3 protein-coding genes are annotated in these 17228 nt (G+C 68.7%); all 3 read right to left on the bottom strand.

The features are described from left to right. The 3 genes from ACAG21_RS22620 to ACAG21_RS22610 are packed head-to-tail and all read right to left on the bottom strand — an operon-like array spanning position 1 to position 16627. Complete coding sequence (locus tag ACAG21_RS22620; RefSeq protein WP_370498504.1) at positions 1-5373, bottom strand: type I polyketide synthase; 5373 nt, start codon at positions 5371-5373, stop codon at positions 1-3. Then, positions 5373-11873, bottom strand: a complete 6501-nt coding sequence (locus tag ACAG21_RS22615; protein ID WP_370498503.1) for an SDR family NAD(P)-dependent oxidoreductase — start codon at positions 11871-11873, stop codon at positions 5373-5375. The genes ACAG21_RS22620 and ACAG21_RS22615 overlap by 1 nt, the downstream gene beginning before the upstream one ends. Next, positions 11870-16627 carry an SDR family NAD(P)-dependent oxidoreductase gene (locus tag ACAG21_RS22610; RefSeq protein WP_370498502.1) on the bottom strand — a complete coding sequence of 1586 codons (4758 nt, stop codon included), beginning with the start codon at positions 16625-16627 and terminating at the stop codon, positions 11870-11872. Before ACAG21_RS22610 ends, ACAG21_RS22615 begins: the two co-directional genes overlap by 4 nt. Between the last annotated feature and the right edge of the window lie 601 nt (positions 16628-17228).

Raw genomic sequence — 17228 nt, 5'->3', positions numbered from 1 at the left:
CTAGCGTCCTCGCTTCCGCCGCTGTGCGGCTTGTTGGCGCGCCGCCGCGCGCTGCTGTGCCCGGTCGCGAACAGCACCTTCTTGCTGGTGTGCTTGCGCGTCACCGGTAAGCCCGAGCTGGCGCAGCAGCTCGGCCGTGAGATCGTTGAGCGTCGCGCCCTGCAGCAGCAACGCCACCGGCGGCTCGGCGCCGAAATCCGCTCGCGCGGAGTTGCGGATGCGCACGGCCATCAGCGAATCCATGCCCAATTCGACCAGCGGCAGGTCCGCGTCGACGGCCGACCGTTCCGCGTAGCCCATCACTGCGGCGATGCGCGCGTGCAGCCGGTCGGCGATCGCGACTTTCGCTTCGGCGGGATCCAAGCCGTGCAGCGCCTCGGGTCCGGCCCAGTTGCCACCGTCACCCGCGGCCTCGAGTTCGGCCACCACGCTGGTGAAGTAGCCGAGGTTGCGAATCTCGGGGAAGGCGATCAGCGCCCGGTCCGGACGCAGCCGGGCGACGCCGGTGTGGCAGCGACCGGTGGCCAGCAACGGCTCCAGGGCCGCGACACCCTCGGCCGGGGTGATCGGATCCAGCGGCCCGCCGGTCAGCGTGCGGGCCAGCCCGACCTCGGCCCACGGTCCCCAGTTGATCACCGCCGCAGGCAAACCCGAGGCCCGCCGCCAGTCGACCAGGGCGTCCAGCCAGGCGCTCGCGCAGGCGTAGGAGGCCTGTCCCGGGCCGCCCAGCAGCGACGAGGTGGAGGAAAAGCCGAGCCACCAGTCCAATTCGCATCCGAGGGTGGCCTCATGCATCCGCGCGGCGCCGATGACCTTGGGCGCCCACACGCGCTCCACGCTGTCCTTGGTCATGGAGAACACCAGGCTGTCGTCGAGTACCGCGGCAGCGTGCAGGACGCCGCGCAATGCCGTTTCCCCGGCGGCCGCCACCAATTTCTCTGCCACGGCGTCGACCGCGAGATCGCCTAAGACCACCGCGATCTCGGCCTCGCGTTCCAGTTCGGCCAGCACCGCACGCTGCTCGTCGGAAGGTTCGCTGCGCCCGTTGAGGACGATGCGGCCGGCCCCGCGCTCGGCCAGCCAGTGCGCGAACACCAACCCGAGACCGCCGAGGCCTCCGGTGATGATGTACGACGCCCCGGCGCGCACCACCTCGCCGCCGGCGGGTTCGTCGAGCGTCGCCCGGGACAGCCGCTCGACGTAACGCTGGTCGCCGCGCCAGGCGATCACATCGTCGATCGAGCCGGAAACCGCGGACCCCAGTTCGGCGTTCAGCGCGGTGACCGGATCGCAGGTGAGGTCGAGATCGACCAGCGTGGTGCGCAATTCGGGGTGTTCGTAGGCCAGCACGCGCACCAGGCCCTTGACCGCCCCGATGCCCGGCTGGCCGGCTTGCGCACCGATGGGCAGGCCACCGCCGGACACCAGCCAGAGCCGCGGTGGCCGGCCGTGCCAGCCGCCGATGATCGCGCGCACGACGGTCGAGACCGCCCAGACCGCTTCGCGGGACTGCGCGATGCCCTCGCGGTCCACGCTCGGGTTGTCCGCGAGGAAGACGACCACTCCGACGGGCGGGCGCTCGGGATCGCCGGCGGTGTCGGCGAACGCGGCGAGCACGGCGGACTCGTCATGCAGGTCGGCGGTGACGACGCGATGCGCCGGTGAACGCCATCCGGCGACGAACTGGTCGGCCCAGGTGTTCGTCTGATCGGTGAGCACAAGCCAGCTGCCGGGGACCTCCGACGGCCCGGCGCCGACTGCGCGGGGCACCCAAGAGGTATCGAAGACCTTCTGCGACAAGGGAAGCGGCACGCTACGGCGTTCCACCCGTCGCACGTAGATGTCGTTGATCTCCGCGGTGACGGTCCCGGCGTCATCGGTCAAGACGATTCGGCCGAGCTTTCCCGCACCCCCCTCGTCCAGACCGGACAGCTGCGCCCGGCAGTGGGCCCGCCGGCCGGGGTTGCCGTACACCCGCACCGACTCGAAGGACACCGGCAGATAGCTCGCCTCGGCGGATCCGGCGAGTTCGTCGTCGGGGATCGCGGCCGCCAAACTCTGCAGAGCCGCGTCCAGCATGACCGGGTGCAGCCGAAAGTCCGGGTGCCACGGCGACTCGTCGGGAAGAACGATGTCGGTTTCGACAGCACCGCCGGGCAGCCGGCGGATCGCCGTCAGGGCGGCGAAAGCCGGACCGTGGAATTGACCGGCCCGCCGTAGCGCGGCGTATACCTCAGCCGGGCTGATCGCCGTCTCGGCGCTGCCGCCGGCGGGAGCCGGCTGTTCGAGAGGGGCTTCCGGCGTGCGTACTTCGGCCCTGGCCGTCGCGTGCCGGGTCCAGTCGTTACCCGCTGAGCGGGAATAGATTTCGATCCAGATCTTGTCGTCGGCGCCACGCATCAACTGGGTGGTCAACTGGGTGTGGTCGTTCAGGGTGAGCATCTGCTCGACTTCGAGCTGGTTGAGCGACACGGCGTGGGCCGGCACGTCCAACGCCTCACTGGCTGCGGCCAGGGCGATTTCGGTGAACCCGGCACCGGGCATGGTCGCCTGCCCGAACACCTTGTGGTCGGCAAGCCAGGGCGACACCTCGGTGCCGACATCGGCCTGCCAGACGTGGTCCTTGCTGGACGGAATCTCGATGTGCACACCGAGCAGTGGGTGGCTGGCAACGGAATTCGACACCGCCGACCGGTCGGCGATCCAGTACTGCGTGTGCTCCCACGGGGTGACCGGCAGGTCGGCCAGCCGGCCGGGCGTCGCCGTGTGCGCGTTGCCGGCGGACTGCGCGGCGAGCTGCGCGTGGAAGGTGACGGTGTCGTCGGTGTCGCGCTGCAGGGTGCCGAGGGTCTGCGCGTTCGCCTCACCCAGGGTGTCGTTGATCGAGTGAGTCAGCAACGGGTGTGGGCTGATCTCGATGAAGGTGTGGTGCTCGGCACCCGCGGTGCTGACCGCTTGGTGGAACCGCACCGGGTTGCGCAGGTTTGCCGCCCAGTAGTCGGCGTCCAGCAGCGGAGCCGGACCCTCCAGCACCGTGGTGATCATCGGGATGGTCGGCGGCTTGGGTGCCAGATCGCTTAACGCCGAACGCAATTGCGGCAATATCGGGTCGATGATCGGGTGATGGGAGGCCACGTCGACCTCGATGCGCCGGGCCAGCAGGTTAGCGGCGGTGACCGCCGCGATGACCGCATCCACCTGGTCGGGTGGGCCCGCGATCACCGACTGACTCGGCGATGCGTGGACGGCGAGCGTGACGTCGGGGTACTCGGTGATCAGCGCCTCGACGGCGAGGGCGTCGAGTTCGAGCAGGGCCATCGCGCCCTGGCCGGACAACTGCGCCATCAGCTTCGAGCGGGTGGCGATCACCCGCAACCCCTCGGCAGCGGTGAGCGCCCCGGACACCACGGCCGCCGACACCTCGCCCATCGAGTGTCCGATCACCGCGTCGGGTTCGACGCCGTAGTGGCGCCACAGCGCGGTCAGTGCCAGTTGGATGGCCACCAGCAGTGGCTGGATCTTGTCGATGCCGGTGACCGGGCTACCGTCGGCCAGCGTCCGCTGCAACGAAAAGCCGGTTTGGGCAACGAATTCTGGCTCCAACTCGGCGACGGCGGCGGCGAAGGCCGGTTCGTCGGCCAGCAGCCGGCGGCCCATGCCGGCCCACTGCGCGCCCTGACCGGAGTAGAGGAACACCGTGCCGGATCCAGAACGTGCCTCGCGTGCGGCCACCACACCGGGTGCCGGCGTGGCGGTGGCCAACGCCCGCAGCCCGGTCACCGCCGCGGCGTGATCGCGCGCGACGACGGTGCCCGCCCAGCTGTGCCGGGCCCGGCGATGATTCACGGTGTGCGCGACGTCGGCGAGCGGCACCGCGGCGCCGGGACCGGCGAGCCAGTCGGCGAGGCTTGCGGCCGCCGACGCCAGTCGCTGCGGGGTCTTGCCCGACACCACCAACGTGGACACCACCGGCTGGTCCGCGGGTGGTGTGGACGCAGCGGGCGGCTGCTCGACGACCACGTGTGCGTTGGTCCCGCTCAGACCGAACGACGACACCGCGGCGCGGCGGATGCCCTCGGTGGGCCATGCGGTGCCCTCGGTCGGCACGAACAGCCGCGTCCCCGACGGGTCGATCGCCGGGTTCCACCGGTTGAAGTGCAGGTTGCGCGGAATGTATCCGCGGTTCACCGCAAGGATCGCCTTGATGAATCCGGTGACGCCGGCCGAGGCTTCCAGGTGGCCGATGTTGGTCTTGACCGAGCCCAGCGCGCAGCGGCCCTCGCCACCGCCATAGGTCGCGGCCAGCGCCTCGAATTCGATCGGGTCGCCCAAAATCGTTCCGGTGCCGTGGGTTTCGACATAGTTCACGGTGTCGGCGGTGGCGTCGGCCATCTTCAGCGCGGCGCTGATCACGTCGCGTTGTGCGGCGGCGTTCGGCGCGGTCATGCCGTTGGACCGGCCATCGGAGTTGATCGCCGAACCGCGCACGACGCCCAACACCCGGTCACCGTCGCGAACCGCGTCGGCCAACCGCTTCAGCACCACCACGCCGCAGCCCTCGCCGCGCACGAACCCGTCGGCCAGCGCGTCGAAGGTCTTGCACCGCCCGGTCGGCGACAGGGCCGACCACTTGGACAACGCGATGCTGGTGAACGGCGACAGGGACAGATGCACCCCACCGGCGAGCGCCACGTCGCTTTCCCGCAGCCGCAGGTTCTGGCAGGCGAGGTGGATGGCCACCAGCGACGACGAGCACGCGGTGTCGACGGCCACCGCCGGACCGCGCAACCCCAGCAGGTACGAGATGCGTCCCACCGCGGCACTGTGCGGGTTACCGGTGCTCATGTAGGCGTCGATCTCGGTGTTGCGCTCGAGGTTGAGGATGGTGTAGTCCCACGCCGACACGCCCATGATCGCGGCGATCTGGCTGCCGCTCAACGAATCCGGCGCCAGCCCGGCGTGTTCGAGGGCCTCCCAGGCGACCTCGAGCAGGATTCGCTGCTGCGGGTCCATCGCGACGGCTTCGCGTGGGGTGATGCCGAAGAAGTCGGCGTCGAATCCGGCGACGTCGTCGAGGAAGCCGCCCCACTTGGTCGTCATGCGTCCCGGTGCCTGCGGATCGGGATCGTAGAACGCGTCCCCGTTCCACCGATCCGCCGGCACCTCGCCGACGGCATCGCGACCGTCGAGCAGCAGCTGCCAAAAGCTTTCGGGCCCAGTCACATTCCCGGGCAACCGGCAGCCGATCCCGACGACCGCTATCGGCTCGGCGATGTCGGTGGGAAATGCCGTGCCCGCGCGAACCAGCTCACGCGCGAGCACCTCGCGCGCCTTGGGGGACATCTGTGCCGCGCGTTCGGCGAGACTCGTCATTACTCACTGCCCCCCGTGGCTGTTTCGAGCTCGCTCGCCGCAACGAGGTCGGACAACAATTCCATTTCCTCATCGGATAGCTCGGTCTCGGCGTCGGCCTCCGGTTCGGCAGCGGCCACCGTGTCATAACCCAGGCGTTCGCACATCGCACCGGCCAGATCGTGGATCGTCGGGTAGGCCCAGACCAGGGCGGCCGGCAACGTGGTGCCCAAGCTCGCCTCCAGTCTGTTGCGCAGTTCGAGGGCCATCAGCGAGTCCAGACCGAGCGACTCCATCGGCCGGTCATCAGCGATCGGCTCGGTGGAGCGCAGCACCGCCCGGATCTGGTCGGCGATCGCGGCCGCCAACCGACCCGGACGCTCGGCGGGGTCGCTGGCATCCAATTCGGCGCGGATCGCGCCACCGCCGCGCCGCTGCGCCTTGGCGGAGTCGTGCAACCTCGCGAACAACGACGAACCACCCGCGGCAGGGAAGGATTGAAACCACTGCCTGGCGTCGAGGTGGATGACTCCGGTGCGGGCGCGGTCGGCCGTCAGCAGCCGCTGCATGGCCGCCAGCCCTTCTTCGACCGTGATCAGCGAGACGCCGAGATCGGCGAAGAACTGGGCGCGGCCGACTTCGGCCCATGGGCCCCAGTTGATTCCGACAGCGGGCAGCCCGCGCGAGCGCCGATAGGCGACCAGTCCGTCGACCCACGAGTTGGCGGCGGCGTAGGTGCCCTGGCCGGGCGTACCCAGCAGCGAGGATGCCGACGAGAAGGTGAGCCACCAATCCACATCCAGCCCGGCGGTGGCCTGATGCAGCCGCCAGCTGCCGGTGACCTTGGGGGTGAACACGCGTCGCGCGGCCGAATCCGAGATGTTCAGCACGATCTCGTCGTCGAGGACCATGGCGCTGTGCAGGACTCCGGCCACCCGCAAGCCGGCGTCGTGGACCGCTTGTACCAACCGGTCGGCCGTGCCGGGTTCGGCGATATCGCCGGTCACGACTTCGATCCGGGTGCCCCCGGCGCCGAGTTCGGCGATCGCCGCCGTCACCTCCGGTCCGGGTGCCGAACGACCATTCAGGACAATCAATCCCGCGCCGTGGCGCGCCAACCACTGGGCCACGACGAAACCGAGACCACCCATGCCGCCCACGATGAGGTAGCCGCCGTCGGGGCTGACCAGTTGCTGTGGAGTTGCCGCGATCGCGTCGATGCTGCCGGAAGCCGGCACCGTCACGGCGATCTTGCCAGTGTGCCGTCCGGAGGCCATCAACGCGAAGGCGTCAGCCGCGTTGTCGAGGGAGAACGCGGTGACGGGAAGGACCTGCAGGGTGCCGTCCGCGACGTGGCGCAGGATTTCGGTGAGCATCGCGCGGTAGCGCGCGGGCTGCAGCTTGAGATTGAGGTCGAGGTCCACGACGGAGAACGACGCGCTCTTGGTCAGCGCCGCCAAGCCCAGGGTGGCGTTGGCGTAGACGTCCTTCTTGCCCAGTTCGATGAACCGGCCGCCGGGTGCCAGGATCTGCACGCCGCGCTGAATCGCCTCGTCGGGAAGCGAGTTGAGGATGACGTCCACGCCGTAGCCGTCGGTGATCTCGAGGATCTCGTCGGCGAACTCGGACGTGCGCGAATTGCCGACGTATTCGACGCCGAGCGCGGCGAGCATGTCGCGCTTGGCATCCGAACCGGCCGTCGTGTAGATGCGGGCGCCGATCATCTTCGCGATCGCCATCGCCGCTACGCCGACACCGCCGGTGGCCGAATGGATCAGCACCCGTTCGCCCGGGGCCAGCCGTCCGACCTCGACCAGCGAGTGCCAGGCGGTCAGATACGCGATGCCGAACGCGGCCGCCTCGGCATCGGGCAGCGTGTCCGGGATCGGGGTGCACAGGTCGGCGAGCGTCGTCATGTGCGATCCGAAAGTGCCCGGGCCGATGGCGATTACGCGCTGCCCCACTTCGATGGAGTCGACGTCGCTGCCGACGGCGGTGACGACGCCGGCGCACTCGCCACCGATGACGGGCGCGGCGCCGTCGAGGGTGGGGTAGATGCCCATCGCCTTGAGGACGTCGCTGAAATTGAGGCCGGCCGCGGCGATGCGGACCTCCACCTCGTCGGGCTTCGGCGAAATGCGATGCACCGCATGCAGTCTGAGGGCATCCAGGCGCCCGGGCTCGTCGATCTGCAGCCGCACCGCGCCGCCGGTGTCCAGGTTCACTTTCGCGTGCCGGGTCTCGCCGACCAGCTCACCGGAGGCCGTGGTGGGGGCCGGCAGCAACCGGTTCAGGTAGCGATGCCCGTCGCGCAGCGCGACCTCGTCGGCGTCGGAGCCGGCCAGCAGCTCGCTCGTCAGCGCGGCCGCCGAGCCGGTGCCGTCCGGGTCGACGTCGACGATCGTGGTCTGCAGCTCCGGATGTTCGAAGGTCAGCACCCGCGCGATGCCGCGAAGCTCCGTCTGCGCCAGCGTGACTGGTTCACCCGTGCCGACTTGTTGTGCGCCACGGGTGACGATCCACAGCCGCGGGCTGTTGCGGGCGCCCATGCGGGTCACGGTCTTGGCGATGTCGGCGATCAGCAGGGTGCGCGTCAGCGCCAGGTCCAGTTGAGCCGCCTCCGGCAGCGAGTCATCGGCGGCCTGCGGCGGGCACAGGACGACGATGCCGTCCCAGGGGTTCCGCGTGATCGCCGCGCGCAGCTCGGGGTCGGTCGGGGACACCAGGTCGACTTCGGCGGCGCCGTCACTCAGCGACGACCGCAAAGCGGCCGGCAGCGGATCGCCGGCGCCGGCGTCACCGATCAACAGCAATCCGCCGAGGCTGGCGGCCGCCTTGTCCAGCGGTGCGGGCTCCCATTCCAATGCCAGCAGGTGATCGTTGAGATGTGCTGCGCCACTTGCCGACCCGAGCACCGCCATTTCCACTTCGTCGATGACGAGCAGCAGCCGTCCGTTGGCGTCGGTCAGCTCGACATGCCCGAGCAGCCGATCCGGGCTGTCGGTGGCGGCAAGTGAGCCGGTCGAACACACACCGTCGGCGATGTCGCCGTACACGTGGATGCCCGCGAAACGGATTGGCAACACCAGGGTTTGCCTTGTGTTCTGCTCTCCGGCCAGTTCGGTCGCGGCCCAGGTGGCGCCGAGGGCTTGCACCGCGATATCCATCATGACCGGATGCAGCAGGAAGTTGCGGGCACCGGCCTTGGCCGACGCGGGCAGCCGCACCTGCGCGCGAGCCGCACCCGAGGCCGCCACGGCCAGCCCGGTGATCCCGCGAAACGCCGGACCGTGTTGTTGCCCGGCGGCGCGCAGCCGGTCGTACAGCTCATCCGGGTTGATCTCGGCCGCAACATCATTGGCGGCAATGGTGGGATCGGCCGGCCGGTTGCCGGTTTCGCGCGCCACGGTGGCACTGGCATGCTTGATCCATCCCGACGATGCGCTGCGGGTGCGCATGTCGATCTGGCACGACTGCTCATTGCCGGTGAGCGTGGTGACCAGCACCGTGTCGTCGGTGACCTGCAGCATCTGGTGCAGGCTCAGCTCGCGGATCGTCCATCCCCGGTCGTCGGAGTCCGACGCGAATGCATCCGTCGCCGCCGCCAGCGCGACGTCGGCGTAGGCGGCGCCCGGCAGCACACACAGATCGTCGATTACGTGGTCGCCGAGCCACAACAGCTCGGGATTGAGCTCGCATTCCCATACCCGAGTGCCGTTGGTCGGATCGGTGACGCCAAAGCCCAGCAGCGGGTGGGTATTTGGCGCGTGGTGCGCGGCGGTGCTGGGCGAGATCCAGTGATGGCCGTGCTGCCAGGGGGTGGTCGGCAGGACGGTCTGTCGTCCGCAGCTGTGCGGGGTCTGCGGGGGGTGGGTGGTGTGCGCGGTGTTGAGATTGGTGTGAAAGGTCAGGGTGTCGTGCGTATCGCGCTGCAAGGTACCGATGCTCAGATAACCGGCTTTGTCGTGGGCGTCGTCGCGCGCGGTCAGCGTTTCGGTGATCGCGTGGGTGAGCAGCGGGTGTCCGCTGATCTCGATGAAGGTGTGATGAGCCGCGCCCGCGGCATCGATCGCCTGCTGAAAGCGCACCGGGTTGCGCATATTGATGGCCCAGTGCTCGGCATCGAATGTTACTGGAAGACCGAGGTTTTCGTACGTCGTCGAGATGATCGGAATGGTCGGTGTCTGCGGTCGCAGACCGGCCAGCTCGGCGCGCATCGCCGGCTGCAGGGCATCCATCGCCGGGTTGTGCGGAGCCACTTCGATGTTGACCTTGCCGGCGAACTGGCCCCGCGCGCGCACCTTGGCGATCAGTTCGTCGATCTGCCCGGTGGGCCCCGAGATGACGGTCTGGCGCGGCGAGGCGTAGATGCCGAGGGTGACTTGCGGATAATCCGCGATCAGCGCTTCGGTGGCGGTGGCGTCGAGTTCGAGCATGGCCATCGTGCCCTGCCCCGACAGCGGGGCCATCAGCCGTGACCGGGTCGCCGTCACTCGCAGACCTTCGGCGGGCGTCAGGGCACCGGCCACCACTGCGGCCGCCACCTCTCCCATCGAGTGACCGATCACCAGATCCGGCGTAATCCCGTAGGAGCGCCACAGCGCGGTCAGCGCCAGCTGCGTCCCGATCAGACCCAGCTGAATCTGCTCGATGCCGACCAATTCCTTGCCTGCGGCGATCACGTCGTGCAGCGAAAACCCGGCCTGTGCAACGAAAACCGGCTCGAGTTCGGTCAGCGCCGCGGCGAAGGCGGGCTCGTCGGCCAGCAGCCGGCGCCCCATTCCGGCCCATTGCGATCCGCGGCCGGAATAGACGAACACGGTGCCCGGCCCGGTGGATGTCTCCGGGCACCCGACCACACCCGGGCCGGGCTCACCGGCGGCCAGTGCGCGCAACCCGGCCACCGCCTGGTCGCGGTCGACGGCGGCCACGGTGGCGAACTTGGGGTGCCGGGCCCGGTGGTGGTTGAGGGTGTGCGCCACGTCGGCCAGCGGGATATCCGCACCCGGGCCGTCCATCCAGTCGGCGAGTACCGACGCCGTCGCCGCCACACGTTGCGCCGACTTGCCGGACAGCACCAGCGTCGTGACCGCCGGCGACGGGTCCTGCTGCGGCGCGAGCGCCGAAGACGGCGCCTGCTCGACCACCACGTGGGCGTTCGTTCCGCTCACACCGAACGACGACACCCCGGCCCGGCGCGGCTGCTCGGTCGACGGCCATGCCATGTCCTCGGTGGCGATCTTCAGCCGCGAAACACCTTGGCTCGCATGGGGAGTGAGCTCGGTGAAGTTCAGGTTTTGCGGGATGCGGCCGTGTCCGACCGCCAGCACGGTCTTCATGAACCCGGCGATCCCGGCCGCGGCTTCCAGGTGGCCGAGATTGGTCTTCACGGCGCCGAGCACCAGCGGCGCACGGCCCTCGCGATCACCGAAAACCGTGCTCAGCGAATCAAGTTCGATCGGGTCGCCCAGCGGGGTGCCGGTGCCGTGTGCCTCGATGTAGTCGATGTCGGCCGGCGTCAGCCTGGCCGCCTTCAGCGCCTGGCGCAGCAGTGCCTGCTGGGCCGGGCCGTTGGGCACCGTGACCCCGCTGCTCGCGCCGTCGGAGTTGACCGCCGAACCACGTATCACGGCGAGGATGCGGTTGCCGTCTTTTTGCGCGTCGGACAATCGCTTGAGCACCACCACGCCGGCGCCCTCACTGCGCACATAGCCGTTCGCACCGGCGTCGAAGGTCTTGCACTGGCCGTCGGGCGACAGCATTCCCCAGCGCGAGCACGCGATGCTGGCCACCGGGCTCAGCAGCAGGTTGGTCCCGCCGACCAGCGCCGTGTCGCTTTCGCGCCAGCGCAGGCTTTGGCAGGCCAAGTGGATGGTGACCAACGACGAGGAACACGCGGTGTCCAGCACCACCGCCGGACCGCGGGCGCCGAGCAGGTAGGCGGTGCGCCCCGCAGCGAAGTTCGCGGAGTTTCCAGTCAACAGGTAGGCGTCCAACTCGTCGGGTCGCACCGCGCCCGACATCTTCAGCATGTAGTCGTAGGCGGTGACGCCGACGAACACCCCGGTTTGGGTGCCGTGCAGCGTCTGCGGCGCAATCCCGGCGTTTTCCAATGCTTCCCAGGCGACTTCGAGGAACAACCGCTGTTGCGGGTCCATCGCGGCGGCCTCGCGCGGCGGGATGGCGAAGAACTCCGCGTCGAATTCGTCGGGCTGCCAGCCGGACAGGAACCCGCCCTCGCGGTTGCAGATCGTGCCTGCGACGGTGTGATCCTCGGTGTACAGCGCGTCGGCATCCCACCGCTCGGGCGGAACTTCGACGACGCCGCTTCGCCCTTCGCACAACAGGTCCCAGAACTGTTCGGGGCTGCCGATGCCTCCGGGCAGCCGACAGCCCATGCCGACGACGGCAATCGGTTCGGTGCTCGCCTGTTCGGCGATTGCCAGCCGCGCGGTCAGATCATCGATTTTGTGCAGCGCCTCGGTGATGATCGCCCGGCGGTCCGGTGTGGCGGCGGTCATCGAGAGCCTCGTAGCCTTTCGGAAAGTTCTGCCAGCAACTCGTCCTCGTCGAGCTCGTCGTAGGCGTCGATTTCGGCTTCGGCGTCGGTGTCGAGCTCGGGGAGCGCGGTGGCCAGATAGTCGGTCAGGCTGTAGACGGTCGGGTAGTCGAAGACCACGGAGACCGGCAACGGCTCGCCGAGCTCGTCGGACAGTGCGCGGCGAAGCATCGCGCTCATCAGCGAGTCCATACCGAGCTGGAAGAACCCGGTCGACGGATCGAGCGTCTCGGTAGTCGGCAGTCCCATCGCCTTGGCGGCCAGCATGGCGACTCGATCGAACAGCATCGCGTGGCGGCGCTGCGGCTCACATGAGCGCAGCGCAATACGGAACTCGCTTTCGGCCGTGGCCGTCTCACCGGGCGCCGGCAGCAGGTCGTCGACGATGTGCAGCGCTGCGCGCGCCCGATACGCGTCGGCCAGCAACGGCCAATCCGCTTGCACCACAACGGAATGCACGCCGGCAGCGGGGCTCATCAGGTACGGCAGCGTGCCGATCGCAACCTCGTTGTCCATGGGCAGCAACCCGGATCCCACACTGACCTGACTGGTCTCGTCGTTGTCGGCCAACGATTTCCACAGTCCCCAGTTGACGGTGGTCGCCGGCAATCCCATCACACGACGGCCGTATGCGAGCGCGTCCAGGTAACCACTGGTGGCGGCGTAGTGACCGAGCCAGCGTGAACCGGTCAGCCCGGAGATCGAGGAGAACAGGACGAAATGGCGCAGCGACGTGATCGGCAGCGACAGCCGGTGCAGCAGCGCGGCGGCGTCCAGCTTGGGGGCGAACATCGCCCGCACGTCGTCGTCGGTCATCTCGCTGAGCAATACGGGCTGGCCGGCAAAGGCCGCCAAGTAGATTCCCTGCAGCGGCGGCAGGTCGGCGCCGAACCGGGCGAACAGCTCGCTCATCACGGATTCGTCGGTGACGTCGGCGGCCACGGTGACGAGGTTGGTGCCTTCTGCGGCAAGGGTTTCGGTCAGCGCTTGGAGGCGCAATCCCGGGTTGCGGGACAGCGCGACGATAGTTTTGGCGCCCATCACCGCGAGTTGCCGGATCAAGTGCGGGCCGATGTTTCCGGTTGCTCCGACGACCAGCTGACTGCCGTCGGCGTCCAACGTGACCGGCGATTCCGTCGGCAGCGTCCGCCGCTGCAGCCGGGCCACGTGGCGTGCGCCGCGCCGGTAAACGACCTGGTCTTCGCCGTCGGTGCTGCCGACTTCCCCGAGTAGCTGCCTGGCCACCACCGCGGCCGGTACGGAAGCGTCGAAATCGACTATGCCACCCCAGATTTCGGGATGTTCGAGAGCAACGGTGCGACCCAGACCCCACAGCAGTCCGTGCGTGGGGTTAGCGCGATCGCCGTCGAAGACGGGCTGGGCGTTGCGAGTGACCAGGAACAACTTTTCCGAACAGTCGCCGGCCGCCAGCACTGCGACAAGCCGGCGCACCTGGTCGAACAGCTCATAGGCCAACCCGACATCGAGCGAATCGTCGGCTACCGCCGGTGCATACAGCACGTAATCGACTTCGCCGAGGGCTTCGGCCAACTCCACCGGGTCGGCATCGGCGGCCACCGTTTGCGCGTCCAATTGAGTCGCCAGCGCGGTATCGCCGATCACCAGCCATCGTCCGGAGCCGGCGGCGGCCGCGAGTTCGGCATCGGCCAAAGAAATGTCCGGCCACGCCAACCAGTAGGAACAGTCGCCGAGCGGGCCCGCCGCGGCAACCGCAGAATCGTTGCAGCCCAACACTTCCGGTGTTTTCCAGGCAATGGGGGCGGTGTCGACCCAGTGCCGGGTGTGGTGCCACGGAGTGGTGGGGATCTGGATGTGCGGCTCCGGCGGATGTGGCGTCTGGGGGGGATGCGTGCAGCGCACGGTGTTGAGGCTGGTGCGGAAGCTGATGGTGTCGTCGGTGTTGCGTTGCAAACTGCCGATGCTGACGTATTTGCTTCCGTGCTGGGCACTGTGCAGGGTTTCGCTGATCGCCTGGGTCAGCAGCGGGTGCCCGCTGATTTCGATGAAGGTGTGATGGGGTCCACCGGCCGGGCTTCCGGCATGGGCGATGGCCTGCTGGAAGTGCACCGGGTTACGCATGTTGGTGGCCCAGTGCTCGGCGTCGAAGGCCGGACGGATGTCGAGGTCTGCGTAGGTGGTGGAGATGATCGGAATCGTCGGCGTCTGCGGCGCCAGGTCGGCCAACTCCGCGCGCATCGCCGGCTGCAGCGCATCCATCGCCGGATTGTGCGGCGCCACTTCGATATTGACCCGACTGGCGAAGCGGTTCTGACCGCGCAGCCGGGTGATCAGCTCGTCGATCTGCTCGGTGGGCCCGGAGATCACGGTCTGGCTCGGCGAGTTGTAGATCCCGAGCGTCACCTGCGGGTACTCGAGGATCAATGCCTCGGTGGCGGCGACATCGAGCCCCAGCAGCGCCATCGTGCCCTGCCCCGACAACGGCGCCATCAGCCGCGAGCGCGTCGCGGTCACCCGCAGCCCTTCGGCGGGGGTGAGCACCCCGGCGACCACCGCGGCGGCGACCTCACCCATCGAGTGACCGATCACCAGGTCGGGTTCCACGCCGTAGGAGCGCCACAGCGCAGTCAAGGTCAGCTGCATGCCGATCAGACCGAGCTGGATCTGTTCGATACCGACGAGTTCCTTGCCCCCTGCCAGCACATCGTGCAGCGAGAACCCGGCCTGGCCGACGAACACCGGCTCGAGCTCGGCGACGGCCGCGGCGAAAGCGGGTTCGTCGGCCAGCAGTTGGCGGCCCATGCCGGCCCACTGCGAACCGCGGCCCGAGTACACGAACACCGTGCCCGGTCGCGGCTCGTCGCTGTCCTGCGGGCCCACCACTCCGGGTGCCTGCCGGCCCGCGGCCAGGGCCCGCAACCCGGCCACCGCCTGGGCGCGGTCGCGGGCTACCACGGTGCCGAACCTGGAGTGCCGGGCCCGGTGATGGTTGAGTGTGTGAGCCACGTCGGCCAGGGCGACCTCGGCCCCGGCGCCTTCCATCCACTCGGCCAGCGCCGACGCCGTCGCGGCGACGCGTCGCGGCGTCTTACCCGCGACGACCAGGGTCGAGATGTTCGGATCACACCTGGGCGCCGGCGGGGGCGCCAAATCTTGGCCCTGCTCGAGCACCACGTGCGCGTTGGTGCCGCCGAATCCGAAGGACGACACCCCGGCCCGGCGCGGATGCGATGTCTGCGGCCAATCCACTTGTGTGTCAACGACCTTCATACGTAGATCGGTGAACGGGATGTGCGGGTTGGGGCTTTCGAAGCGCTGGTTCGGCGGAATCTGGCCGTGCTGCAACGCCAGGACCGCCTTGATGAAGCCCGCGATCCCGGCCGCCGCCTCGGTGTGTCCGATGTTCGTCTTCACCGCGCCGATCAGCAGGGGCGAGTCTTGCGATCGCCCACGACCGAGCACCGTGCCCAGCGCCCGCGCCTCGATCGGATCTCCCAATAGTGTTCCGGTGCCGTGAGTTTCGACATAGTCGACCTCGTTCGGTTGCATGCCGGCATTGGTGTAGGCGGCCCGCAGCACCGCCATCTGGGCCGCGGGGTTGGGGGCCATCAGCCCGTTGGAGCGGCCATCCTGATTGACGGCCGAGCCGCAGATCACCGCGAGCACCCGGTCGCCGTCGCGCTGTGCGTCCGTCAGCCGCTTGAGCACGACCACCCCGGCGCCCTCGCCGCGCACGAACCCGTCGGCCGCGGCGTCGAACGCCCGGCACTTTCCGGTCGGCGACAGCGCGCCGGCCTGATCGAAACCGCGAAACACCGTGGGGGTCAGCAAAACGTTCACCCCGGCCGCGATGGCCAGGTGGGAATCCTGAGTGCGCAGACTCTGGCAGGCCAGGTGGATGGCCACCAGCGACGACGAGCAGGCGGTGTCGACCGACACCGACGGGCCGCGCAGGTCGAGGAAGTAGGAGAGCCGGTTGGCGATGATGCTCATCGCGCCGCCGGTGTTGTTCCATGCGTCGACGTGCGGCAGATCGCCCAACGTGATGGCACCGTATTCGCTCGAGCAAGCTCCGGCGAACACCCCGGTCTGCGTTCGGCTCAGCGAGCTCGGGGAGATGCCGGCGTGCTCGAGGGCCTCCCACGCGACCTCCAGCAGCAGCCGCTGCTGCGGATCCATCTTGTTCGCTTCGTGCGCGGTGATCTCGAAGAACTCTGCATCGAAGGCGTCGATGTCGGGCAGGAAGGACCCCCACCGGGTGGTGCGGGCCAGCGCGGCCGTCACCTCGGGTGAGCCGTTGTCGAACGGCCGCCAGCGCTGCGGCGGGACCTCGGAGATCGTGCAGCCGCGGTTGCTGAGGAATTCCCACAGCGCGTCCGGCCCGCTGATGTCGCCGGGGAAGCGGCATCCCATCCCGATCACGGCGATCGGCTCGTCGAGCGAGTTGGGAGCCGGGCGCTTCAGCGCGGCATCCGCGTCGGCGTCGGGCACGGGCGCGGTCAGGTGCGCGGCCAGCGCGTTGATCGTGGGGTGCTCCCAGAAGTCGACGGGCGAAACTTTGCGGCCCAGCAACTCCGACAACTCACCGGACAGCACAACCACCTCGCGCGAGCTCACGCCATGGTCTGCCAGCGACAGTTCGGGGTCGACCTCGTCGGGGGTACGACCGATGTTCGTCACCAGATAGTCGACGAGCCAGTGGCGCAGGTCGGCTTCGCCGCGGATGCTCGACGTCACGCCGCCACACCCAGGCGTGTCGAATCGGACGTCGAAACGGATGACGCCACGCAGATCCGTCGCTCGGCCGGCTCGCGCAGCAAAGCGTCGATGGAAGAGTCGGTCACCGGTGTCGCTTCACCTTCCAGGTCGCTGCGAGTGCTATCTGCACGCGCCCTGCATGACGTCCCGATCAGCAGCTTTCGCGGCCCCCTCACGGGGCGCCCCCGGTGACACGGCAGCTGCTGGCGGAAACGTCGGCGCGTAAGAGCTGGACGGCCACGGCACGACGATCGTCCACCCCGACCATCCGTCTCTTTAAGCAAGGTAAGCAATCTTTCATGGGGAAGTGTGGGGAATGGAGAAATTTGCAGATTTTGTCGCGGCGCCGTCTCGCCCTATTTAGCGCGCGTCTACTATAGTGCCAGGCCCCCACGTTACTGCAGCTCAGCATGGGTATCCACCGCAGTGACGGGCGGTGCTGGTGGGGCAGGCGTTGTGGTTGAGGTCAGGGTGAGATGAATCTCACCTGGTCACCGGGATCGCCGCAGCGTCGTGTTCTGGGACCTGCGCACCATTTCACCGGCTGCCGCAGCGAGCGCGCGACGGCGATCCGTGTGGG

This window comes from Mycobacterium sp. pR1184, from assembly GCF_041287235.1.
Classification (GTDB): Bacteria; Actinomycetota; Actinomycetes; order Mycobacteriales; family Mycobacteriaceae; genus Mycobacterium.
The sequence above is the reverse complement of the archived record's forward strand: the minus strand, read 5'-3'. Positions and strand labels throughout refer to the sequence as shown.

Coding starts and splice junctions, on each gene's coding strand:
- ACAG21_RS22620 (WP_370498504.1), bottom strand. CDS start 5,373: ATGACGAGTCTCGCCGAACGCGCGGCACAGATGTCCCCCAAGGCGCGC.
- ACAG21_RS22615 (WP_370498503.1), bottom strand. CDS start 11,873: ATGACCGCCGCCACACCGGACCGCCGGGCGATCATCACCGAGGCGCTG.